Raw genomic sequence first — 23,678 nt, forward strand, 5'->3', positions numbered from 1 at the left:
TTCGAAAATGGTCAGTATGACAAGTTGACTAAAGTTCGTTTCCTCAAATTCGGTCAAATTTAGAGCTTAAGCGTCGATTTATCTGTTTCAGTTCACTACTTTATGGGTTGATTCTAATTAAAGAACTCTTATTTTCTTCTACTTGCTCCGTTTTACTAAGTATTCATTTTAGAATTTATCTCTAAATCTTACGGCAGTCGAACTTTCTTTATTTCACCCTGCCGTAGTTGGTTCGCTAAACTCCCATTTATGTTGACATCGACCGCACCGTTAGCTCCTTTTATGGGTTCATAACCTGATCCATCTCTTAATGTAACGTGGAATCTTATTCCTAATTTTATCGGCAAAAGTTTTAGTACTCGCAAAGCACACACCTCCTATATAAATAGCAAGCGCTTTGTTGCTTTTTTCGTCTTTAGCGAAGTTTAGATGCAAAATATTTGTTAATTTGTTCATGAAGGCATCACTTAAAACCAAAGCCCATTAGCCATTTTGTTAATTTCGCAATTACTACTCTCTGATCACTTGGTAAATCTTCATATTTTGCTCCTATATTTTTTAAGAGTATTATTGCTGCTCCAGCAGATATATCACCCTTCGTGATAACCTCATCTTTCAATTTTTCAATATCCTTATCTAGTAGAGACATTAGATATACCCCCTCTTCTAATCATCACATATGCGTTCACTGCAAAATAAGGGGGAAACTGTATTACAACTTAAAATACCTTACTCATAGGAGGGCAAAGAAAAAAGACTATATCTAGTCCCTGCTTTGCCCCTTTATGTTGTTTAGTATAGGTGTACTATGCAATAAAAGACCTGCTTGATTTTTATATCAAGAACAGGTCTTTTACTGAATATAATAAGAATGATGTGAATCACTTTTATGGCAAAAGGTAGCTAAACTTAAAATATTGAGTGAAAATATATAAGCTTACAAAGCCAACCAAAATAATAGCAAGTACAATGCCTATGATTATATTCCACCCTAAATCCTCATTAGCAGTCTTAGACTTCTTCATTGTTAAAATGGAAATATAATTTGTTAGCAAAATTACGACCATAATTATAATCACAAATGAAAAATATTCCCTAAAATTAAATAAAGGTCTTGCATCTATCTTAGTCATTAACCTTATTTGTGTAAATGCATTAAATCCTGTGATGGCCGAAAAGAGGTAATAACTTATTATATTCATCCTTCTCTTTTTCCTAATGAAGTCACTTACCCTTTTCACTGTATGCACTGTATAATCCTGGATTCGTAAAACTTAGAAATTTATCGTAGTATTCTGTTTTAACGCTAAATAAGATAGCCTGTACCAAAAAAATAATTGCAAATATAAGTAGAGTTATACCAGTTCCTAAAGTGTTAGACATTGAAAAAACTATTAATAGTAGTAATGCCAACATACCAACTGATTTTAGATTCATTTAAAATCCCTCTCCAAATGCTTTTGAATTTTGTTTTTATACCTTACTACTGATACGCAATATCCTACAAGTGTGCATCAACATAAAGATTAAGCATATTCCATATTATAGCATCTGCTTAAAGGAAATGTCTTTAGAATTTAATCCTTATATAAAACAATAGAGGTTACTGCGTTAAAATCCGCAATAACCTCTATTGTTTTATATAGCTATGATACTAGCTCTATCGGAAATATATGATATCCCTATAGGTACGCCACTCTACCTATCTTAGCAGCTCTACCCCCGCTATTCCTGGTCTAGTCATCTCATATGGGTTTAAAATCAAATCAAGTTCCTCTTTCGATAGAATCCCTTTTTCTAAGACGATTTCCGAGACTGGCCGCCCATAAAGAATGGCCTCTTTGGCTATGATTGAAGCCACTTCATATCCCACATGGGGATTAATTGCAGTAACTAGTCCGACACTGTTTTCCACCATTGCCTTGCAACGTTCAACATTTGCGGTAATACCTGCGACACAGCGGTCTCGGAAGACACGGGTCACATTGCGCAAAATGTCCAGGGATTGGAGTAAATTAAAAACGACGACGGGTTCCATAACATTGAGCTCAAGTTGGCCGGCTCCACAGGCTAAGCCGATGGTAAAGTCATTCCCTTGAACCTGAAAAGCTACCTGATTGACCACTTCAGCGATTACTGGATTAACCTTTCCTGGCATGATGGAAGAGCCCGGTTGCATCGGTGGCAAATTTAATTCATTTAACCCGGTTCGTGGACCAGAGGCCATCAAGCGCAGGTCATTGGCTATTTTTGAAAGGTTGACCGCCAAGGTCCTTAAAGATCCGGAAACTTCCATGAATGCATCTGTGTTCTGAGTAGCATCCACCAGATCCTCGGCAAGACGCAAAGGCAAACTCGTCCATTCTTGCATCAGCTCTGTCACTTTTTCAATATAGCGAGGATCAGCATTTAACCCAGTGCCAACTGCCGTTGCTCCCATATTTATAACTTCAAGAGATCGAATGGCTTCTTTAATTCTCTTAATATCCCGCCCTAACATGTGCGCATAGGCTGCAAATTCCTGTCCTAAGCGAATGGGAACAGCGTCTTGAAGATGAGTTCTCCCCATTTTAATGACGCCATCAAACTCTTGGGCTTTATCTTCAAAGGATTGGCGCAAGATATCTAAGACTTGGAGCAAATCATGGGCCACATTTAAACAAGCAATACGAATTGCCGTGGGAAAAACATCATTGGTGCTTTGAGCCATATTTACATGAGTGTTGGGGTGAACTTTGGAATACTCACCCTTTTCCCCGCCTAGAATCTCAATCGCCCGATTAGCAATGACTTCATTAGCGTTCATATTCATAGACGTCCCAGCCCCGCCCTGAATCACATCCACCACAAATTGCTCGTGAAACTTTCCTTCGATCAATTCCTTAGAAGCTTCAACAATAGCCTTACCAATCCCAGGACTCAAAGCCCCAATATGCATATTCGCTTCAGCCGCAGCACCTTTAACCATACCAATAGCACGGATCAATTCTCGATGAGGAGGATATCCGGTAATAGGGAAATTCTCCGTCGCACGGAGTGTTTGAATACCATAATACACGTCATCCGGGACTTCATGAACTCCAATCAAATCCTTTTCTTGCCGCATATCTCATATCTCCCCTACATTTTTTGTCTTTAAAAACCAAGAGGGTCGCACTCACACGTAGCGACTCCTCTGCGTGAGTCGTATCCAAACTCGGCTTTAATCCGCTTTCATCCAGCAGGGCGGAAAACAGGGACGTTTCCCGCCGGCCATGCGACACGGTCCCTTCTCGCCATCCTTGGCTACAGGGACACTTGGCCATCCATGGCCTGCGGACGTCGCACTGGCCGAAACACGTGTGTTTCGCCCTGCCCGCTTGCATCCGGATTAAAGCCCTAGTTTGACACGACGACCGCACGGCCAAGCAAGTGTTGACGCGACCCTCCCACGACAAACGAGGAACGCAACAACCGTGCTCCCACGTTCCTATTGACCCAAGAAGATCGCGTCCACACGATCCCAACAACCGTCCACCCCGCATTCCCCTGACCCAAGAGGGTCGCGTTCACACGCAGCGACGCCTCTGCGTGAGTCGTAGCCAAACTCGGCTTTAATCCGCTTTCATCCAGCAGGGCGGAAAACAGGGACGTTTTCCGCCGGCCATGCGACACGGACGTCGCACTGGCCGGGAACCCTGCTCTCATGCATCCGGATTAAAGCCCTAGTTTGGCACGACGACCGCACGGCCAAGCAAGTGTTGACGCGACCCTCCCACGACAAACGAGGAACGCAACAACCGTGCTCCCACGTTCCTCTTGACCCAAGAAGATCGCGTCCACACAATCCCAACAACCGTCCACCCCACATTCCCCCTGACCCAAGAGGGTCGCGTTCACACGCAGCGACGCCTTTGCGTGAGTCGTAGCCAAACTCGGCTTTAATCCGCTTTCATCCAGCAGGGCGGGAAACAAGGACGTTTCCCGCCGGCCATGCGACACGGACGTCGCACTGGCCGGGAACCCTGCTCTCTTGCATCCGGATTAAAGCCCTAGTTTGGCACGACGAGCGCACGGCCGAGTAAGTGTTGACGCGACCCTCCCCCGACAAGAAAGAAGATCGCAAGGTCCGTACCCCGTCCCCCGTCGCAACCTACCTCCCACTCCATATCGTCCAATTAATCGCATCCAGCAACGCCTGAGCACTCGCCCTCAAAATATTCTTAGAAACCCCGATGGTCCCCCACACTTCATTCTCCAGGCGAGTATCTATTATTACACGCACGATAGCTTCTGTTCCGTGCGAGCCGTCCAGTACTCTTACCTTATAGTTCACTAACTCGCTTTTGCCTAAGATTGGGAAGAACTTGGCCAAGGCCTGTCGCAAAGCTGTGTCTAAGGCATTGACCGGGCCGTTTCCTTCTGAGGCAATTTGTACGGTTTCCTCACCCACTTTAACCTTGACTACGGCGACGGAATCAAGTTCTCCTCGCAGAGGATCACTCCAAACATGATAATCTAAGACTTCAAACATGGGAGTACTTAACTTCCCAAGTGTACGTAAAAGTAATAGATCCAGACTCCCTTCCGCAGCTTCAAATTGGTATCCATTATGCTCTAACTCCTTGATCTCATTCATGGCAATCTCAACTCGCGGATCGTCCTTGCGCATTTCAGGCTCGAAGCGACGCAGGCGTTCCAGGATATTAGCTTTCCCAGCTTGGTCAGAAATTAAAATACGTCGTTCGTTTCCGACTTCAGCTGGATTCATGTGTTCAAAGGTTCGTTGGTTTTTCAGTATCGCATCCACGTGCATTCCCGCCTTATGAGCAAAGGCACTTCGCCCCACAAAGGGCTGTTTCTCATCAAAAGGTGCATTCGTAAGCTCCGCAACATAACGTGAGAAGGCAGTGATCTTTAATAAAGCAGCATCTGAAACGACATCATAGTCTCCTTTGAGCTGTAATAAGGGAATAAGGGTGCTTAAATTAGCATTGCCACACCGTTCTCCAAATCCATTCCAAGTTCCTTGAATTTGAGTTACCCCAGCTTCCACTGCAATCAGTGAATTGGCAACAGCAAGGCCTCGATCATTGTGGACATGAATGCCCAGCTCTTGGGGCGAAAAATCCTTCTTGACTGCTCGAACCCCAAGACTAATTTCCCCCGGCAGGCTTCCTCCGTTTGTATCACATAAAACAATGGTCTTCGCCCCACCGTCAAGTGCGGCAGAAATACACTTTAATGCATAATCAGGGTTTTCCTTAAAACCGTCAAAGAAGTGCTCTGCGTCAAAAAAGACGTCTCGTCCTTGCTGAAGCAAAAAGGAAACCGACTCTCGAATGATGCGGAGGTTTTCCTCTAGTGTTGTCCGTAAAACGTCCCGAACATGTAAATCCCAGGTTTTCCCGAAGATCGCGATGGTCTTTGCCCCTGAAGCCAGAAGTTTAAGCAGGATTTCACTCTTTTCCGGAGACTCCATAACCTTGCATGTACTGCCAAAGGCCACAATACTTGTCAGAGGGGATTGCAAGTTCCGGCATTGCTGGAAAAACTCATCATCCCGCGGGTTAGCACCAGGCCATCCTGCTTCGACATAAAGATTTCCCATATCCTCGATTCGTTTTATATAACTAAGTTTATCTTGGGTGGAAAAATGAATTCCCTCCCCCTGAGCACCATCTCTCAATGTTGTATCATAAATTGTAATTTTTCTCTTCTTCTGATTTTGATTCATAGTTCTCCCCCTCTATTTCTCCGGCACAACCGCGGCTATAAAGAATAATACTCAAAAGCCCCATAACGAGTTCCTAAGAACTTGCCACGGGGCTTTTTTCCCACACGGTGTAGCTGGTATCTTTCCAACCTGTATCGCTCGGTCCAGACCCTTTCAGCGGAACCCTAGATACACTTCTTATTGTGCTATTATACGACAGGTGCACGTTGATATACAACAGTACAATGAATTAATAACACCTTTGTCCGCAAACATTAAACGTCAATACTTCTAGGTTTACCGCTAGGTCAACATTACGCAGTTCAATCTCCGGAGGAACATTTAATACCACAGGGGCAAAATTAAGAATGGCAGACACTCCGGAGCAAATTAATTGGTCAACGATTTCTTGCGCAAAATCTGAAGGTACAGCTACAATTCCGATTTGGGTACGATTTTGCCTTACAACGGTTTCTAACTGGTCGATAGGCAGAACTTTCACGCCTTCAACAACGGTTCCGACCTTTTTGGGATCTGCGTCAAAAATACTTGTGATGATAAAGCCACGGTCTCTGAACCCTTTATATGTACTCAACGCCAAGCCTAAGTTTCCGACCCCAACCAAGGTTACACTCCAATCAGCACTTAACCCGAGAATCCTCATAATATGTTGGCGGAGATCTTTAACATTATAACCGACGCCTCTTGTTCCAAACTCCCCAAAGTAGGCCAAGTCTTTCCGCACTTGTGCAGGACTAACGCCGACTCCATCAGCAATTTCCCCCGAGGATGTGGTTATAATTCCTTTGCGATCGACGTCAGTCAAATGACGTGAGTAAACTGAAAGCCGAATAATCGTTGCCTCTGGAATTTTTAGCGTTTTCAATAAGTTCCCCCATTTCTCACTGGAATTTTGCCTTAATTGCGTATGTTAATTATAGCACTATCAAGGAAAAACGCAATTTGAATCTTTGATCTTTTTACCAATAAGTTAAATTTATGGATGCCCCTTTACCTATTATTTACCAGAAAACTTATTAATAACCCTCTGAGACTCAAAAAAAAGTGATAAACCGATGGCTTTTTGCTCTTCCTTTGTGGTTTTTGTCCGTATTTGGTTATAAAATTGATGAAGGCCTTCTAAGTCTTTGGGCGGATGTTCACCGGCTTGAGTCGTCCATAGTTGCTCTTCCTTAGACAGCAGTTGCTCATTAAACCCTTTTTCAAGGATTGAATTAACATTTTTTAATAGTTCTGCAGTCAATTGAGCACCATTTCCAGCGACACGAAACGACCGCTCAGGCAACTGAATTTGTTTGGGAATCGTCGAAAAACCCTTTTCCTCTAAGAGTTGCCGTAATTCCTTAAGCTCATTTGCAGAATGGCTTAAACCAATTCCTACCATCCAAGGATTGGCGCTTATTATCTCAGCCTTAAATCCCATCACCGTTAGTTGGTCTTTGAGCAACTGAGCATTATGTTCTTGTTGAAAAAGCCCCGCTTGACAGGTCCAAAACGTTACTGTTGGTAAGACTAATATTGTTTCTTGGCTGGTTTTGTCAAGAGTTTGGTTATGCTTTACGCTTACGGTATGTTCACGACTTGATTGGCCTATGAGCTCCAAATAAATTTTGCCGATTCCCCAAGTCAATAAAGCCAAGGCCATAATTCCTAAAATCAAAACTAGGACAACTCGCAACTGATTCACAATCTTCATTTCTATTCTCCTTCCATTGCTGCATAAAGGACAACTTCTCTACGGGAGGATATGTAGCAGATGGCGGAAATAGACCGTCTATACAAAACTTGCCTGGCGCTAAGCGACAGCCATAATGAACAAATTCGATAGAAATATACTAAAGATAAAACAAAGGCCTTGGTACAACACCAAAACCTTTGCGTTAATCTCACGTTTTTAATTATTAGAAAGGCATATAGTTAGTAATCTATAAATAATATCTTATAAAGCTTAATCTTTTAAAGGACCTTGGAAAGTATATAGTAACAAAGAGCTGCAAGGAGTGAGGTTGTCGGAATTGTCACAACCCAAGCTACAAGCATTTGTTGAGCCACGCCCCAGCGGACTGCAGAAACTCGTTTGGCACTTCCAACCCCCATGATAGAACCTGAAACAACGTGAGTGGTAGAAACCGGGAGGTGAAGACCCGGGAGTACAGTTGCTGTCCAAATAACGATTGAGGAAGTTAAATCTGCAGCAAATCCATTGATGGGCTCCAGCTTAAAGATCTTTCCGCCCATGGTACGGATAATTTTCCATCCACCGGCAGCAGTTCCGGCGGCCATTGCTAAAGCACAAGCAAATTTTACCCAAAGTGGGGGGGCAAGAACTGATTGTGACTGCAACCCTGCCGCGATAAGAGCCATGGTGATAATCCCCATGGATTTCTGAGCGTCATTAGACCCGTGGTTAAAAGCTAGCAAGCCTGCAGAGACAATCTGCATCTTTTTAAAGCCGTGATTTAGTTTGGACGGTGAAAAATTGCCAAAAAAATAAGCCAGTAACTTCATTATAATGAAACCCAAACCCATCCCAATCAATGGAGAAATAATTAGAGCCGCTAAAATCTTGCCTAAGCCTTGCCACTGCAAAACGCTAAATCCTACCTTGGCAACAGCTGCTCCGGCCATTCCACCAATCAGAGCATGTGACGAGCTGCTTGGAATCCCAAAATACCAGGTAAGCAGATTCCAAGCAATTGCACTTAACAAAGCTGCAATAACTACTTCTTGTGTCACATACTTCGGAGACACAATATCTTTGGCGATGGTTTGGGCGACTCCAGTGCTATAGAGAGCTCCGACAAGATTTAAGGTGGCTGCGAGCATTACCGCTCGCTTTGGAGAAAGGGCCCTTGTCGAAACACTCGTAGCAATAGCATTGGCTGTATCGTGAAATCCATTAATATAGTCAAAAGCCAAGGCTAAAAATACTACGATGACTAACATCACACCAAGACTAGTCATATTTCAAGACCACACTTTTGAGAAGATCTGCGATGGACTCACAGTGATCCAAGGTTGATTCAATGTGTTCCAGGATTTCCTTCCATTTAATGATCTCGATAGGGTCTTTTTCATATTCGAATAAACGGGCTACTTCTTCGCGATAGAGTTTATCCCCCGCACTTTCTAAGTGATAAATCTCTTCGGCCGCAGCTAAAATATTGGATTTCTTAGAATGCAGGTTCCCTAAGAAAGAGAAGGCTGACTGAATTTGCTCTGCTGCCAATTCTACTAAGTGAACAAGTTCCAGGGCACCCAATGAAGGTTTGCCTGTACGATAGAGAAGCATTCTTTCCACTGTACCTTCAGCATAGTCGACAATATCATCAAGAACTTGAGCCAGCTTATAGATATCTTCGCGATCCAACGGGGTAATAAAGGTACAATTCAGACGTTCTAAGATTTGAGTAGTGACGTTGTCGGCTTCGTTTTCGAACCGATGCATTTGAGCAGCATCTTCGGTAGAGACGCAATCTTGTTGCATAATACCATAAAGTCTTTTAAGTGATTTAGTGATAATTTCAGTACTTTCAGAAAAAAGCGCAAAAAATTTATCCTCTTTAGGAGACAATTTAAACATAAAATACCCCCAGCCTAAAATTCTCAAATTCACCGGAAACCCAAGCTATTTCAGAAGTCGGGATTTCCATTGTTTTTCAACAAACACTGTGAATATCTTTCGACAGTATGGTTTATCCCACGGAGTATTATATCAAATACTAAAAGTTTTGTGTTAAGTTTATGTTAAGTTTTTAACAAAGTATTAACCTAGAGTATATTTCCCATGACGAGGCCGCTCATCCTCTAATAACCAAGCATAAGCGGCTCTAAGACTCCTGCCTGAATTTAGCCCTTCAGGTGGAGTTGAAACTCCACCTGAAGTAAGTTTACCCTAATTTAACTTTGTCGATTAAAGCTTGACGAGCGTCTGCCAACATGTAGATTGAGCCCGTTACGCAAAGCATGTCGTTTTCGCCCAGACATGTGAGTGCAAAAATAACCGCTTCCTTAGGGTCTTCGATGCAGGTTACCGGTCGACCAAATTGTTCTGCTAAACTCCCCAAGGCTTTCCAGTCCCCTGCGCGAGGAGAATTTGGCCGGGTGACGATGATTTCATCCGCCAAAGGCACGAGCATTTTGACGACCTTTTCTCGTTCCTTGTCCGCTAACATCCCCAAGCAAAGGACAAGTCGATCCCGTGTATAAAGCGGTATTGCTTGCGCTAAAGCTTGTGCTCCATCAAGATTATGCGCCCCATCGAGGAGGATCTTTGGCTTTAAGGAAAGCAACTCTAAGCGGCCGATCCATTCAACTTCACGTAACCCGGCATAGATAGCCTCTCTAGGAATATTTACTCCGTAGTCGCTTTGCAATACTTCGCAGACTGTTACCGCTGTTGCAGCATTGCTAAGTTGATGTAAACCCATGAGCCGCAGACGCAACTTAGAGTAATTGGCGTGCAATCCCACGAGGTCGAATTCCTGTTCTACCTCTCCGCTCCACTTACTTTCCCAACGAACATCTTCCCCGACCAACCAAAGAGGTACCTCCATAGCCTTGGCCTGGTCCCGCAAAACTTTAATCACCTCTGGATCTTGGGAAGCTGTAACGACAATGGAGTTGGGTTTAATAATGCCTGCTTTTACTTTAGCAATTGAAACAACATCTGAGCCTAAATAATCCATGTGATCCATACTTACGTTCGTAATGACGGAAATAAGAGGGTTAACCACATTTGTTGAATCGATCGCTCCGCCTAAGCCCACCTCTATCAAGGCATAGTCGACGTTTTTCTCAGCGAAATAGAGCAACGCCAAGGCGGTACTCACTTCAAACTCGGTGGGATGCTCGAACCCTTCAGAAACCATGTCTTCCAGATGGGGACGCACACGGCTGATCATTTGAATAACATCTTCCTTGGAAATCATATGGCCATTGATTACCATACGCTCTCGGTAATCATGCATATGGGGGGAGGTAAAGACTCCCACCTGATACCCTGCTTCCCGCAAGATTCTGGCGATCATTACTGTCGTCGAACCTTTGCCGTTTGTACCGCCTATATGCACTACTCGCAGGGCCTTTTCCGGATTTCCCATTCGCTTAAGCAGTTCTTTAATCCGCCCCAGTCCAAAATTAATACCGAAAGTTGTCAGTGTTGTGAGGTATTGTAAGCTCCCTTGATATTCCTGATCAAGATTTTTATCAGACATAGCATTAACCCTCCTGCGCATCGATAAATAAACAACTCACAGTTACGCTATTCCCAATTCAAATTCAATTTCAATTTTAATTTCAACTGAGTTGCCATTACGTCGTAGCTTCCTTCGATTTCTTCGGACATTAAATCACTCTAGCCTTGCTTCAACTCGTTTAAGCGTTCTTCTAAAGCGACTCGGCGAGCTGAGAGTCCTTCCAGTCTTTCTCGTTCTTTAGCTACGACTGCCGCCGGTGCTTTGCTAGTAAAGCCCGGATTATTTAGCTTAGTCTCCAATACTTGTTGGTCCTGTAAGGCTAAAGAAATCTCCTTTTCGATACGGGCAACTTCCTTATCCAGATCCATCAGTCCCTTTAAGGGGAGATATATTTCTACCCCTCCCAGAACGGCACTTGCAGATTGAGAGGGTTTCTCTGGCAGAGTCTCAAACAATTCTACACTGGCCCCTCCAGCTAGTTTCAAGATATCTGCCTTCCCGTTTTCCAGCACGGCGCGTTGGTTCTGATCCGGGGCAAGGATTATGATCTCCACTTTCTGCCCAGGTGATACCTTCATTTCCGCCCGAATATTACGGATCGCTTTGATAGCTTCCATAAGCAGTGTCATATTTCCTTCGGCCACTGCATCTCTGTAGGCAGGTACTTCAGGCCAAGGCTGCATCATGATGCTTTTTCCTTGGACGGGGAAGTTCTGCCAAATCTCTTCCGTCAAAAACGGCATAAACGGATGCAATAGTCGCAGAGTTCCTTCGAGGACTTCAAGCAACACGGATTGGGCAGTGTGCCGGGCCAACACATCTTCTTTATTATAGAGACGCGGCTTTGTGAGCTCAATATACCAATCACAGAACTCATTCCAAATAAACTCGTATAACAAGCGTCCAGCTTCTCCAAGATCAAACTTTTCCAGAGCCCCGGTAACATTCTCAACAGTGGATGCATAACGGGTTAAAATCCAGCGATCTGCCAGGGCGAGTTCTCCGCGAGGTCCCTCTTCATAGTCTTCTAAATTTAAGAGTACATAACGTGAAGCATTCCAAATCTTGTTGGAGAAATTTCTGGTCGCTTCAAGCCGTTCAGGGTGAAAACGCAGGTCGTTACCCGGTGTATTGCCTGTAATTAGCATGAAGCGCAGGGTATCTGCTCCGTACTGATCAATCACTTCAATAGGGTCTACACCATTGCCTAAGGATTTACTCATTTTACGACCTTGAGCATCCAGCACCAGTCCATGAATCATGACTTTTGGGAAGGGAACTTCTTTCTTGAATTCCATAGCCATAAAAATCATACGGGCAACCCAGAAGAAAATGATATCCCTTCCCGTTACTAACACAGAGGTGGGATAAAACTGTTCCAGTTCCGGCGTTTTCTCCGGCCAGCCCAAGGTGGAAAAAGGCCACAGTCCGGAGGAGAACCACGTATCTAAGACGTCAGGATCTTGCTTTAAGTGATCTGCTCCACAGGTGGGACAGCTAGATGGATCTTCCTTTGAACAGATTTCAGCACCGCACTTGTCGCAATACCAAACAGGAATGCGATGTCCCCACCATAACTGTCGGGAAATACACCAATCCCTGATGTTTTCCATCCAACCCAGGTAAATTTTATCAAAGCGGTCCGGAACAAATTCCAATCGCCCATCACGCACCACATCAATGGCAGGCTCAGCCAGGGGCCCCATTTTGACAAACCATTGTTTACTTACTAAAGGTTCGATGATGGTAGAACAACGATAGCATTCCCCTACTGCATGGGCATGGGCATCAATCTTAACCAATACTCCGGCGGTTTTTAGATCTTCAACAACCGCTTTACGTGCCTCAAAACGGTCCATTCCTTGGTACTGTCCCGCATTTTCATTCATCTTCGCTTCTTTATCCAAAACGATTATCTGAGGCAACTTATGACGGAGTCCGATTTCAAAGTCATTAGGGTCATGGGCAGGAGTGATCTTCACTGCACCTGTCCCAAATTCACGATCAACGTACTCATCTGCGATAATTGGAATTTCCCGATTCATAAGGGGCAGAATCAAGGTTTTGCCGATTAAATGTTGATACCGCTCATCCTGTGGATGAACAGCCACCGCTGTGTCCCCCAGCATGGTTTCTGGTCGGGTAGTAGCTACCACCAGGGACTCCTGGCTGCCTTTTACCGGGTAACGCAGATGATACAGGTTGCCATCCCGATCAGTATGTTCCACTTCAATATCTGAAATTGTAGTATGACATTTGGGACACCAATTGACTATGTAATTCCCACGATAAATTAGCCCTTTACTATAGAGATCAACAAAAGCCTCGCGAACTGATCGTGAACATCCTTCATCCATGGTAAACCGTTCACGTTCCCAATCACAAGAAGCACCTAATCGGCGCAACTGTTGCGTAATTCGTCCACCATACTGCTTTTTCCAATCCCAGACCCGTTCTAAGAATTTCTCTCTTCCCAGTTCATTACGACTTGTACCTTCCTTCGCCAACTGCTCCTCTACCTTGGCTTGAGTTGCAATTCCAGCGTGATCCGTCCCCGGAACCCAGAGAGTATTAAACCCTTGCATCCGCTTAAAGCGCGTCAAAATATCCTGAATCGTACTGTCCATGGCATGACCCAGGTGCAGAGCACCCGTAACATTCGGCGGAGGCATAACAATACTAAACGCAGGCTTATCCTTATTCACCTCTTCATGGAAGAAGCCACTATCCTCCCAATACTGATACCATTTTCCTTCAACTAAGCTGGAATCATATGTTTTTGCCATTTCCACCGTGTCTGTTTTTGCTATATTCTCTTCCATTATTAACGAACTCCTTTCATCTATTTAATCTGCCGTTTTTAGCTCTGTGGCAGGATCTGTCTACTTTTAGTGTACCCTGTGGTTTTACTGCTAGGGGCGGTTCCCGTGCTTCCAAAGATTCTTCTGTCGCATGCTCTCATGCCAACGCTTTTGCAAGACGCAAACAGCCTCCAGCCACTCTCCGTCGTTCCAAACCCCCGTCGACCCCCAAGCCAGAGGAAGTTTCTTAGCAAAGTGAGACGATTAGTGGAATTGCGTCAATGAGCGCAGTCGATCAGGCGTGAAGAACCGCAACTGTTCACATGCAGAAAGCCCAGAAGTTTTGCGGTTTAGCCTGAGCGACAAGCGAATAGCAAATGGAACGTTGTCGAATGTGCTAAGAAACTTCCTCCCCACATAAAAAAGCCTCTCCTCCTAGCAAAGGACGAAAAGCTTCCGTGGTACCACCTTTATTCTGAGAAACAAACGTTTCCTCAGCTCTTGGCATTACTAACGGGTTTTTCCGTCAGAGAGTACTTCATTCCCCTCCGCCCCTCCTGTGCGACCTTAGTGTTTTCCCGAAAAGACCTTCCAGCTATGGCCCTTCTCTCTGAACGGTAATTGTCACTATTCCTCACATTCTCTGGGTTTATCTCGATTAACTTACAGTTGAATACATTATACTCGGCACAATAAATCTTGTCAAAATGTCTGAGCTGATTGATCACCCTATCAATCCTTTTAATCTTGCCAAGTATAAGCACGTTTTACTCCCGTTACTTTGGACGTCCATTCATCCAGCGCCACGAGATCATTGGGACCAAGCTCTGACAAACTTGTCTTTCCGAGAGCCCTAACCCCCTCTTCCATTTCCAGAGCCATCGATTTGAGGATATTGGCCACACTTTTACTCGCCAAAGGGATATCCAAACGTTGCTTATAGGGAGAATTGTACCAAATTAACTGAGTTAACGGTTCCCAGGGGAGAATTTTCTTAATTTGGTTGTGAACTAATCCAAATAGAGGAACGGTTCCCAAATAGATTGCATCCGCCCCCAGTGCAATCGCTTTTAGGCATTCCCCAGGTGTTGCATATCCTCCTGAAACCACCAGGCTAACTTCTCTTCGAGCACCCTGCTCCCGCAAAAAGCGTTCCGCCCGAACTAAGGCCAATAAACTTGGAATTCCCATATCATCACAAATCAACGGGGATGCTCCAGACGCTGCACCTTGGGCTCCATCGATCACAATTACGTCAAAATCTGCTTCTAAACAGACTGCCAAGTCTCTTTCTAACCCCCCCGTCGCCATAATCTTAATGGCAATCGGTTTCCCCGCCGCTTCTGCACGCAAATCCGAAACATACTTCGGCCAGTCCCAAGGGGTGTTAATTCCCGGGGTTACCGCTGAAGTAACAACAGATTCCACCGGAGATATGCCCATTAGTTTTTGTGCTTTTCCCTTTACTACACTTGGTTCTTTACTGAAATACCCCATCCTGGCCCCCTGACCCATCTGTACTTCTATCATATCTGCAGAGGCTATACCTTGTGAACTGTGACCCCATGAACTCCGGCTGATTTGCCAAATAAACTTTCCGGCTTCGTCTCGTTCCTCTTGTAAAAAAGGTCCTTCTCCGGAATTTGTAGCAGTCCCCATTTGTTTCGCTGCTCTTGCTAACGCTCGTTTAGCTTCTTCGCTGAGGCCTAACCCAAAACTCATGCCAGAGATCATTAGCGGGATATCGATCTGAAGGGGTTTTTCGGCTTTGGCTCCTAAAGTTACCTTCATATCTACAGGAATCGTTCCTTCTTTAGGCAAGCGTGCCATTTGGGCCGCAACAAACATAAGGGTATCGTAATGGGGCAGTGTTTTTGGGGATCCTAATGGCCGCTGAATGAGTTTTCCATCTTCCGCTCGCAAACTGATTTCCAGGATGTTTTGTACGGAGGTACGACGTACTGCACTCCAAAGTTCCATCAAATTTTCCGAGTACTTATCTCTCAACAACCTTTCTAAAACCAACCCAAAAAACCGTTGGGCGATGGTTCGAAAAGAACGTTTACCAACGAAATAAAAAAGAATAAGAAGAATTCCTATAGCAATTAGTGTTCCCACGACTGAAAGTGCAACAATGAGCAGGGCCGTCTGTAACAACAAAGGTCAATCCTCCACCTTCAAATTCCGGCAATTTCTAACCTACAATCCTAATAGGCGTAGTCTATGCAACTTGGCCAATAATATACAAAGGAAACTCGGCACAAGTGGGGAAGAACTTTAGAAAACTTGGCTGGCGCCAAGCCAAAGGCGATGGCCATGGATGGCCGAGTGTCCCTGTAGCCATGGACGGCGAGAAGGGACCGCAGGCGGCCGCCATAGTTGCACTTATGCGCTGGCCATGGATGGCCGAGTGCCCCTGTAGCCATGGATGGCGAGAAGGGGCCTTGGAAAGTATATAACGAAAAGTTTATACTTTCTGACTGTAGTACAAACTTGACAATAGGTTACACTTTACTTATTCTTGGCATGTACTTCAAATGATCATATTGGAGGGAGAACCATGCGGATGGGTAAACCTTTTTTCAGTTTGCAGACCATCATGACTTTGCTTGTTTGCGGTGTTGTAGCTCTATCTTTAGCCGTAACCGACATCCTAATTAGTCAGGAAGTTGCCGATAATACGCAAAAGAATCTAGCTAATAAAGCGAAGAACATTGCCCGAATTGTTGCCCACTCGCCTCTTGTGATTGAAGCTCTCAATGGGCAAAGAGCCGATACGGAAATACAACCCTTTGCGAATGAAATACGACAGATCACCTCCGTCGAGTTTGTTGTTGTCATGGATATGAAAGGGACAAGAAAGTCTCATCCGGATATTAACAAAGTTGGACAACCCTTTGTGGGAGGAGACGAAGGGGAGGCCCTAAAGGGTCAGGAATACTTTTCCTATGCAAAAGGAACTCTAGGCATGTCCTTACGTGCGTTTACCCCCATCGTCACTTCCACTGGTAAACAGGTTGGGGCTGTTGCCGTAGGGATCTTGCTTAACGATGTGAACCAGGCTGTCGCTCAGAGTCGGCAAATTATTTATATTAGTATTGGCTTCGGATTATTGGTTGGAGTTATTGGTGCCTTATTCTTAGCCCGAAAAATTAAAAAAGTAATGTTTGGTTTAGAACCGAGGGAAATTGCCAAAATGCTCGAAGAACGCAGCGCCATGTTAGAATCCGTAAGGGAGGGTATTTTGGCTATCGACAATGATTCCCGTATTACACTCTCGAATGCTGCCGCCTTGCGGCTATTTAATCGAGCAGGGATTTTAGGTGACCTGGTTGGGAAAAAAATAACGGACTGTGTACCCAACACACGTATGCTCCATGTGCTGGAAACAGGAAATGCGGAATTAGATCAGGAACTCGATCTGTTTGGAATAACGCTCGTAACAAACGTTATTCCACTCTGTGTAAACGGCAAAAGTGTCGGGGCAATTGCTACTTTCCGAGATAAAACTGAAATAAAACAAATGGCTGAAGAATTAACAAGTGTGCTCCTCTACGCTGAGGCCTTGCGCTCACAGGCCCATGAATTTATGAATAAATTGCATGTTATTCTAGGCATGGTCCATATGAAGTACTATGACCAGCTTTCCACGTACATCAGTCGGATCGCTCACCAACATCAAAGTGAAATAGGTTTTATTACAAGACATATTAAAGATCCGGTATTGGCAGGCTTTATTTTGGGGAAAATGAGTTATGCCCGAGAGGTTGGGGCAGAGTTAGTACTGTTCGAAGAATGCTTTTTACCTGAACCGGCAGACCCAGAAGTGATTCACGAAATCGTTACCGTGTTTGGGAATTTAGTCGATAATGCTCTGGAAGCCGTGGTTGATTGCCCATTTAAACGGATTGAGGTAAACTTTTCCTATGATGAAGGTGTTTTAAGCATAGAAGTGAGGGACACTGGGCCAGGTATTAACGATGAGCTAAAAAGCCAAATCTTTACTAAAGGCTATTCTACAAAGGGACCTAACAGGGGCTTGGGACTGTACTTAGTGAAGCATAGTCTAGAAAAACTTAATGGAAAAATCGAGATACTTTCAGAGGAAGGTCAAGGAACTCAATTCAAAGTATCTTTACCTTATAAAAGCAAGGATGAAATGGAATGATTAAGGTCCTAATCGTAGAAGATGACCCTATGGTCTCTGAATTTAATAGACGTTACCTTGAGCAAGTCGGTGGCTTTGAGTTAATAGCAATCGCTCCTTCAGTTGCTGACGCCTTGCACATTTTGGATCATCAAGAAATCGACTTGATCTTACTTGATATCTTCATGCCAGGAATGAACGGATTTGATTTATTGGCACAGATTCGAAAGCTGGGTCAAGGGGTCGATGTTATTGTCGTATCCGCTGCTTGTGATAGTCAAAGCATCAAGAAGGCTTTGCGGTATGGAGCGGTTGATTATTTAATTAAACCTTTTGAATTTGAACGTTTCAAAACGGCTTTATCCGCTTACCGGGAATGGGTAAGTATGACGAAGGATCAAGAGAAACTAAGCCAAGCAGAATTGGATATTCGGATGCTTCACCCAAACCCGCTAACCGTACCCAGTGAATTGCCCAAAGGGCTTACCCGTAACACCTTAAAGACCGTATGGGAAAACATACAAGAAACGAAGACAAGCTCATTTTCGACAGAAGAAATGGCTAAACGTGTTGGGATTTCACGGGTTTCGATGCGCAAATATCTAAGCTTTCTCACGGATATTGGAGTAATCGAGATGGAGGTTATCTATGGTTCAATCGGCCGACCGATCTATCAACATCGATGCCTAAAGCCTGAAAGTGATTTAATAAAAAGGTATTTCTAATCCTGGTGAACTATAAAAAGGTTGGGCGATATGCCCAACCTTTTTGTAGTTCACCTATCTGCCTGCAAGCAAGATCCCGGTGTTAACAATATGACGTTTCATCCCCAGTTCCTCGGCTGTATAGCCGAGCGCTAATCCTATCAACTGAGTCAGGTGAAGGGCCGGGATATCATCATTTGCATTTACGGCCCGCTTGCCTTCAGGTTGATACATATCCAGTTGCATTTGACAGAGCGGGCATGGGGTTACCGTACAGTCGGCACCACCCTCAAGTGCACTCAAGTTAATAGTTCCCGTTGCTTTCATTGTATCTTCTTTGCTAGTAAAGACAGAATGGAAACCACAGCATTTCAAACGAGCATCAAACAGTACTGGCTCAGCACCTAAAGCCCGGATCAAATCTTCAAGAGAGTGCGGATTGGCATGGTCCTCAAAGCCCATAATGTGGGGCGGACGGAGAATGTGACAACCATAGTACCCTGCCACTTTCATTCCCTTGAGTGGCCTTTTGACCTTTTTCTTCAGTTTATCCAGCCCGTAGTCTTTAATCAACATCCACAGAAAGTGGGTTACTGGGCTTGTCCCTGTATACTCGAGACCGGCTTGTTGCAAGGCCGGATTGACAAGCTCTTTTGCTCCATTATCCAATTCATGTTTAGCTTCCCGAAGCATCAAGGTGCACGTATTACATACGGTAAGAACGGGCAACCCCATTTTTTCTGCTAAAGCGATGTTTCTAGCATTAACTGCAAGAGCTGCAGTTTTATCATAATCCTGAAGGTGGGATCCTCCGCAACAGGTCCAGCCTGGGATCTCGACAAGCTCGATTCCTAAGGCCTGGGCTACTTTCGTTGTCGCGGTATAAGCTTCCTGGCTGGCGCCTTCTAAGACGCAGCCCGGGAAAAATGCATATTTCATCATTTCGCTGCCTCCTTAGGTCTTTGGATGTCTGGATTAGTATGAGCCTCAGAACGTTTCGCGTTAGCTATATTTCTTGCCTTTTCAGACTCCTTAACGGCCAGAATAATGGCACGCACTTCAGCCACTTCCTTAATCGGTTTCGGGAACATATGCGCTGGATTCAATTTCCCTTTGCTCATGAGGCGAAGCGCAAACGGTATATTGCCAATCGATTTGACGAGTCCGTCCGTCTTGACTGCCATCATGCCTTCATTTAAGCGACCTGTCTTCTGGATGTCATCTAGGAAGGCTTTTGCGTGGCGAACCCCTGAATGCTCCACAAGTCCTTTAGCAATCGCCTCTTGCCGAAGGTTAGAGATATCCTCAGCCGGAGATAGGCCTTTTGGACATTTAGTAACGCATTCTTGACAATGCTGGCATTTCCAAGCCCCATGGTTAATGGCTGCACTTAGCCGTTCAACCGGGTTCTTGTCTCGCGAATCAGCCACAAATCGTTGGGCCTTGGTGAAAACAAAGGGCTCCAAGAAATCGCTGTTATTCCCACTCAGTTTATTACACTCTGAAGCACAGCAACCACAGAGAATACAATCCGAGTTCTTGTTAATTTTCTTAAAGTCCTCAGGACTTTGACGGCAGCCTGATTCTTTGTTAAATTCATCCTTTGGCATGAGCCAAGGTTTCAGTTCAGCCAGTCGCTCTGCCTTCGGTTCCCAGTCCACGACCAAGTCACGAATCAGTTTAAAGTTTTGGAGAGGTTCAAGAATTAAGGTGTCGCTCTCCCAACGTTTAAGCATTTTATCCAACGGTGTCTCACAGGCGAGCGTGGCCTGGCCGTTCACCCGTACTGCGCAGGCACCACAAATGGCATGACGGCAAGAGGCCGTGAAATTTAAACTGGGGTCAAGAGTCTCTTTAATCTGGATGAGGGCCCAAAGAATCGTTTTTCCGGGTTGATGGTCGAGTGTATATTCCTGGATCCAGCTTTCTTGACCATCAAAACGTTGGATTTTAAACGTTATCTTGCGCATTAGTACTTCCTTTCTACCGGTTGGTACTTTGTAACAACCACCGGTCGATATGAGAGTTTATACTGCGATCCTTGTTTCGAAATGATCGTGTGTTTTAAGAAGTTCTCGTCATCCCGATTCATATAGTCTTCCCGCTTATGAGAACCTCGGCTTTCTTTACGGTTCAAAGCTCCCATCACGACGGCTTTTGCTACTAAGAGCAAGTTCCCCAGTTCGGTGTATTGGACAAATGCGGTGTTATAAATCTTAGAAGGATCTCCGACCACACATTTCTTATACTCGGCAATGAGTTCGTCAATGATTTGAGTCGCTTTTTTCATCTCACTTTCTTTGCGGAAAACCCCGACATTGTACCACATAGTTTCCGAGAGACGATCCCGGATCGAAGCAACAGATGGTCCATCTGTACGGGCTACTGTACTACTAAAGCTGTTCTCCCACTGACGGACAAGTTCATTTACTTTTTGTTCACTGCCAAAGTCCAATGTTTTGGCCGCTTCAGCCGCCGCTTTTCCAGCGACCTTACCGAACAGAACCACATCAGCCGTTGAGTTTCCACCGAGACGGTTGGCCCCATGGATCGATAGGCACGCACATTCACCCGTTGCATATAACCCTTTAAGATCGGTTCCACAGGTTCTGTAATCCGTGACATCGATACCGCCCATGGAGTAGTGGCAACTTGGGCGGATTGGAATCGGTTGGTCAATCGGGTCAATCCCTTCAAAGGTGATAGCGAGGTCTCTGATTTGCGGTAGACGTTCTAAGATCTTTTCCCGTCCTAAGTGCCTCAAGTCGAGCTGCACATAGGCCTGCATTCCTTCCCCAAAACCGCGACCCTCTTTAATTTCTATTTCAATGGCTTGTGAAACGAGGTCGCGGGTTGCAAGTTCCAACTTCTCCGGGGCATACCGTTTCATGAAACGTTCCCCTTGATTGTTGAGGAGATAGCCTCCTTCTCCGCGGCACGCTTCCGACATCAAAATTCCTGTGCCCGCCAGACCCGTCGGGTGAAACTGAACAAACTCGGGGTCTTTCAAGGCCACTCCAGCTCTTAACGCTGCAGCCATTCCGTCACCGGTCGAGGCGAAGGGGTTGGTGGTCCGCAGCCAGTACATCCGCCCAGCTCCACCGGTTGCTAGTACTACGGTTTTAGCCATGATCGGCTGAATTTCTCCTGTTTTCATATCCATTGCAACCACACCCGTCACCCGATCGTTTTCAACCACAAGATCTAACAGGAGCCATTCGACCAGGACATTGACACCGTTTTTGAGACATTGCTCGTATAGGGTATGGAGAATGACCGACCCGACCTTGTCCGAAGAGTAACATGTCCGAGGAGCAGATTGTCCTCCGAAGGGACGTTGGGCAATGGTACCACTTTCAAGTCGTGAGAAGGGAACGCCGTAATAGTCTAATTCACGAATCGTTTCAGGCATATGCTCACAAAAAAACTCAATGGCATCCTGGTCTCCGAGGAAATCGCTTCCTTTGACCGTATCAAACGTGTGTTTTTCAATGGTGTCGGTTGGGTCTGCGTTTTTCAAAACAGCATTGGTTCCACCCTGTGCACAACAGGTTGCAGAACGTGTTGGGAAAACCTTAGACATCAGAGCAACGTTAAGGCCCTGCTGCGAGGAGGCGACCAGAGCCGCCTGCATACCAGACCCACCGCTTCCGATGACGAGAATATCGAACTTAAGCATGATGTCACCTCTTATATTGTTGTTGTCCGACTTCGTAGAAATTTCGTCCTTCGCTGTCTATAGCGACGATTGCCGGGAAATCTTCGACAATAAGCCTTGCATGAGCTTCCGAGCCCAGATCTTCATAAGCCAGGACTTCGTAACTCTTAATGCTCTTGGCAATGAGAGCTGCAGCACCACCGATCGCTACAAAGTAAACCGCGCCATGCTTTTTCATCGCTTCAACGACCTCTGCGGAACGATACCCTTTGCCGATCATGCCACGAAGTCCTTGTTCAATTATTTTAGGGGCATAAGCATCCATACGACCACTGGTTGTGGGGCCGGCAGAGCCGATAGGCTGTCCTGGTTTTGCCGGTGCGGGCCCAACGTAGTAGATAATTTGATCCGTGAGATCCGTAGGCAGTGTTTCCCCGCGGTCAAGCCCTTCAACCATGCGTTTATGGGCCGCATCACGGCCGGTATAAATCACTCCGGAGATTAAAACACTGTCACCTGCTTGGAGACTACGAGCCTTTTCCTCAGTTAAAGGAAGTGTTATGCGAATTGGTTCTGACATTTTATAGCTACCCCCTACAGTTCAATTTCTGCATGCCGTGTGGCATGACAGTTGATGTTAATCGCAACGGGCATACAGGCAATATGGGTGGGATAATACTCGATATTCACAGCTAGAGCCGTAACCCGTCCACCCAAACCTTGAGGACCGATGCCACTGTTATTGACAAGTACCAGAAGCTCTTGTTCCAAGGCGGCATAGTCTGGATGAGAGTTGCGCACCGTAAGTGGACGGGCGAGCGCTTTCTTGGAAAGGAATGCAGCTTTTTCCATGGTGCCGCCTACGCCAATGCCGATGACGATCGGAGGGCAAGGATTAGAACCAGCAGCGGTAATGGTATCAAGCACGAACTTTTTCACAGCTTCAACACCGTCTGAGGGCTTGAACATTTTCAAGGTGCTCATGTTTTCACTGCCGCCGCCTTTCGGAGCGAAAACTATTTTAATCTTGTCTCCCGGAACAATAGAAACGTGCAGCATTGCCGGGGTATTATTTTTGGTGTTCACACGATCAAACATTGGCTCTCCAACGATCGATTTACGCAAGTACCCTTCCGTATATCCTTTCGCAACCCCAGCATTAACGGCATCCTCCAAATTACCGCCGATGATGTGGACATCCTGCCCAATTTCCATAAAGATGACGGACATTCCAGTATCTTGGCAGATCGGACGCTCCTCGTCTCTCGCAATGCAAGCATTTTTAATAATTTGGCCTAAGATGTCTTTACCAAGCGGCGATTCTTCTTTTTCCTGACCTGAGACCAAGGCATCAAACACATCGCTCGTTAGATAGTAGTTAGCATCAACCGCAAGTTTGGCGATAGCCTCTGTAATTTGTACGGCTTCAATTGTACGCATCGTTTTATCCCCTT

20 protein-coding genes and 1 other annotated feature are annotated in these 23,678 nt (G+C 45.3%); of the genes, 3 read left to right on the plus strand and 17 right to left on the minus strand.

From position 1 onward, the window contains the following. Positions 1–188 precede the first annotated feature (188 nt). The 12 genes from M8E35_RS06495 to M8E35_RS06550 all read right to left on the minus strand — a co-directional run bounded on the left by M8E35_RS06495 (position 189) and on the right by M8E35_RS06550 (position 15,833). Positions 189–365, minus strand: a complete 177-nt coding sequence (locus M8E35_RS06495) for a hypothetical protein (protein WP_252468020.1) — start codon at positions 363–365, stop codon at positions 189–191. Positions 366–463: 98 nt separating this feature from the next. Next, positions 464–649, minus strand: a complete 186-nt coding sequence (locus M8E35_RS06500) for a hypothetical protein (RefSeq protein WP_252468021.1) — start codon at positions 647–649, stop codon at positions 464–466. Positions 650–1,702: 1,053 nt separating this feature from the next. Further along, entirely contained in the window at positions 1,703–3,106 is a 1,404-nt protein-coding gene (aspA, locus tag M8E35_RS06505; protein WP_252468022.1) for an aspartate ammonia-lyase, read from the minus strand. 590 nt (positions 3,107–3,696) lie between these two features. Further along, positions 3,697–3,843, minus strand: a complete 147-nt coding sequence (locus M8E35_RS06510) for a hypothetical protein (protein ID WP_252468024.1) — start codon at positions 3,841–3,843, stop codon at positions 3,697–3,699. A 289-nt stretch (positions 3,844–4,132) separates the two neighbouring features. Then, positions 4,133–5,716, minus strand: coding sequence for a citramalate synthase (cimA, locus tag M8E35_RS06515; RefSeq protein ID WP_252468026.1), 1,584 nt, complete (start codon positions 5,714–5,716; stop codon positions 4,133–4,135). A gap of 229 nt (positions 5,717–5,945) precedes the next feature. Further along, entirely contained in the window at positions 5,946–6,581 is a 636-nt protein-coding gene (locus tag M8E35_RS06520; protein WP_252468028.1) for a redox-sensing transcriptional repressor Rex, read from the minus strand. A 132-nt stretch (positions 6,582–6,713) separates the two neighbouring features. Then, positions 6,714–7,412, minus strand: coding sequence for an SPOR domain-containing protein (locus tag M8E35_RS06525; protein WP_252468029.1), 699 nt, complete (start codon positions 7,410–7,412; stop codon positions 6,714–6,716). A 260-nt stretch (positions 7,413–7,672) separates the two neighbouring features. Next, positions 7,673–8,680 carry an inorganic phosphate transporter gene (locus M8E35_RS06530; protein ID WP_252468030.1) on the minus strand — a complete coding sequence of 336 codons (1,008 nt, stop codon included), beginning with the start codon at positions 8,678–8,680 and terminating at the stop codon, positions 7,673–7,675. After that, entirely contained in the window at positions 8,673–9,299 is a 627-nt protein-coding gene (locus tag M8E35_RS06535; protein WP_252468031.1) for a DUF47 domain-containing protein, read from the minus strand. Before M8E35_RS06535 ends, M8E35_RS06530 begins: the two co-directional genes overlap by 8 nt. Before the next feature lie 307 nt (positions 9,300–9,606). After that, positions 9,607–10,932, minus strand: a complete 1,326-nt coding sequence (locus M8E35_RS06540) for a bifunctional folylpolyglutamate synthase/dihydrofolate synthase (RefSeq protein ID WP_252468032.1) — start codon at positions 10,930–10,932, stop codon at positions 9,607–9,609. A 140-nt stretch (positions 10,933–11,072) separates the two neighbouring features. Then, positions 11,073–13,736 (minus strand): valine--tRNA ligase, encoded by a 2,664-nt coding sequence (locus tag M8E35_RS06545; RefSeq protein WP_252468033.1) that lies wholly within the window; start codon positions 13,734–13,736, stop codon positions 11,073–11,075. A gap of 417 nt (positions 13,737–14,153) precedes the next feature. Beyond that, positions 14,154–14,368, minus strand: a binding site (T-box leader). 88 nt (positions 14,369–14,456) lie between these two features. After that, the gene (locus M8E35_RS06550) at positions 14,457–15,833 is read right to left on the minus strand and encodes an FMN-binding glutamate synthase family protein (protein ID WP_373887425.1); all 1,377 of its coding nucleotides are present in this window, start codon (positions 15,831–15,833) and stop codon (positions 14,457–14,459) included. Positions 15,834–15,979: 146 nt separating this feature from the next. On the opposite strand from M8E35_RS06550, the gene M8E35_RS06555 reads away from it, so the two are divergent. From M8E35_RS06555 to M8E35_RS06565, 3 genes are all read left to right on the plus strand, one after another. Continuing rightward, entirely contained in the window at positions 15,980–16,174 is a 195-nt protein-coding gene (locus M8E35_RS06555) for a hypothetical protein (protein ID WP_252468034.1), read from the plus strand. Positions 16,175–16,275: 101 nt separating this feature from the next. Continuing rightward, complete coding sequence (gene dcuS, locus M8E35_RS06560; protein ID WP_252468035.1) at positions 16,276–17,883, plus strand: DcuS/MalK family sensor histidine kinase; 1,608 nt, start codon at positions 16,276–16,278, stop codon at positions 17,881–17,883. Further along, a complete protein-coding gene (locus M8E35_RS06565; RefSeq protein ID WP_252468036.1) occupies positions 17,880–18,587 on the plus strand; it encodes a response regulator in 708 nt (235 codons plus the stop codon). The genes dcuS and M8E35_RS06565 overlap by 4 nt, the downstream gene beginning before the upstream one ends. 54 nt (positions 18,588–18,641) lie before the next feature. Here the strand turns inward: M8E35_RS06565 and M8E35_RS06570 are convergent, their stop codons facing one another. From M8E35_RS06570 to M8E35_RS06590, 5 genes are read right to left on the minus strand one after another with little or no spacing between them, the layout of a single operon-like run. Then, positions 18,642–19,508 (minus strand): CoB--CoM heterodisulfide reductase iron-sulfur subunit B family protein, encoded by an 867-nt coding sequence (locus M8E35_RS06570; RefSeq protein ID WP_252468037.1) that lies wholly within the window; start codon positions 19,506–19,508, stop codon positions 18,642–18,644. Further along, complete coding sequence (locus M8E35_RS06575) at positions 19,505–20,536, minus strand: succinate dehydrogenase/fumarate reductase iron-sulfur subunit (RefSeq protein ID WP_252468039.1); 1,032 nt, start codon at positions 20,534–20,536, stop codon at positions 19,505–19,507. The genes M8E35_RS06570 and M8E35_RS06575 overlap by 4 nt, the downstream gene beginning before the upstream one ends. After that, positions 20,536–22,245 carry an FAD-binding protein gene (locus M8E35_RS06580; RefSeq protein ID WP_252468041.1) on the minus strand — a complete coding sequence of 570 codons (1,710 nt, stop codon included), beginning with the start codon at positions 22,243–22,245 and terminating at the stop codon, positions 20,536–20,538. Before M8E35_RS06580 ends, M8E35_RS06575 begins: the two co-directional genes overlap by 1 nt. A gap of 4 nt (positions 22,246–22,249) precedes the next feature. Continuing rightward, the gene (locus tag M8E35_RS06585; protein ID WP_252468042.1) at positions 22,250–22,804 is read right to left on the minus strand and encodes a Fe-S-containing hydro-lyase; all 555 of its coding nucleotides are present in this window, start codon (positions 22,802–22,804) and stop codon (positions 22,250–22,252) included. A gap of 14 nt (positions 22,805–22,818) precedes the next feature. Further along, positions 22,819–23,664, minus strand: a complete 846-nt coding sequence (locus tag M8E35_RS06590; protein WP_252468135.1) for a fumarate hydratase — start codon at positions 23,662–23,664, stop codon at positions 22,819–22,821. Between the last annotated feature and the right edge of the window lie 14 nt (positions 23,665–23,678).

Origin of the sequence: Desulfosporosinus nitroreducens (assembly GCF_023897015.1) — a bacterium.
GTDB classification, from domain to species: Bacteria; Bacillota; Desulfitobacteriia; order Desulfitobacteriales; family Desulfitobacteriaceae; genus Desulfosporosinus; species Desulfosporosinus nitroreducens.

What these genes read in the sequence shown, in the direction of transcription:
- M8E35_RS06500 (WP_252468021.1), bottom strand. Translation starts at nt 649, where the DNA reads ATGTCTCTACTAGATAAGGATATTGAAAAATTGAAAGATGAGGTTATC.
- aspA (WP_252468022.1), bottom strand. Translation starts at nt 3,106, where the DNA reads ATGCGGCAAGAAAAGGATTTGATTGGAGTTCATGAAGTCCCGGATGAC.
- cimA (WP_252468026.1), bottom strand. Translation starts at nt 5,716, where the DNA reads ATGAATCAAAATCAGAAGAAGAGAAAAATTACAATTTATGATACAACA.
- M8E35_RS06525 (WP_252468029.1), bottom strand. Translation starts at nt 7,412, where the DNA reads ATGAAGATTGTGAATCAGTTGCGAGTTGTCCTAGTTTTGATTTTAGGA.
- M8E35_RS06530 (WP_252468030.1), bottom strand. Translation starts at nt 8,680, where the DNA reads ATGACTAGTCTTGGTGTGATGTTAGTCATCGTAGTATTTTTAGCCTTG.
- M8E35_RS06535 (WP_252468031.1), bottom strand. Translation starts at nt 9,299, where the DNA reads ATGTTTAAATTGTCTCCTAAAGAGGATAAATTTTTTGCGCTTTTTTCT.
- M8E35_RS06540 (WP_252468032.1), bottom strand. Translation starts at nt 10,932, where the DNA reads ATGTCTGATAAAAATCTTGATCAGGAATATCAAGGGAGCTTACAATAC.
- M8E35_RS06545 (WP_252468033.1), bottom strand. Translation starts at nt 13,736, where the DNA reads ATGGAAGAGAATATAGCAAAAACAGACACGGTGGAAATGGCAAAAACA.
- dcuS (WP_252468035.1), top strand. Translation starts at nt 16,276, where the DNA reads ATGCGGATGGGTAAACCTTTTTTCAGTTTGCAGACCATCATGACTTTG.
- M8E35_RS06565 (WP_252468036.1), top strand. Translation starts at nt 17,880, where the DNA reads ATGATTAAGGTCCTAATCGTAGAAGATGACCCTATGGTCTCTGAATTT.
- M8E35_RS06570 (WP_252468037.1), bottom strand. Translation starts at nt 19,508, where the DNA reads ATGATGAAATATGCATTTTTCCCGGGCTGCGTCTTAGAAGGCGCCAGC.
- M8E35_RS06575 (WP_252468039.1), bottom strand. Translation starts at nt 20,536, where the DNA reads ATGCGCAAGATAACGTTTAAAATCCAACGTTTTGATGGTCAAGAAAGC.
- M8E35_RS06580 (WP_252468041.1), bottom strand. Translation starts at nt 22,245, where the DNA reads ATGCTTAAGTTCGATATTCTCGTCATCGGAAGCGGTGGGTCTGGTATG.
- M8E35_RS06585 (WP_252468042.1), bottom strand. Translation starts at nt 22,804, where the DNA reads ATGTCAGAACCAATTCGCATAACACTTCCTTTAACTGAGGAAAAGGCT.
- M8E35_RS06590 (WP_252468135.1), bottom strand. Translation starts at nt 23,664, where the DNA reads ATGCGTACAATTGAAGCCGTACAAATTACAGAGGCTATCGCCAAACTT.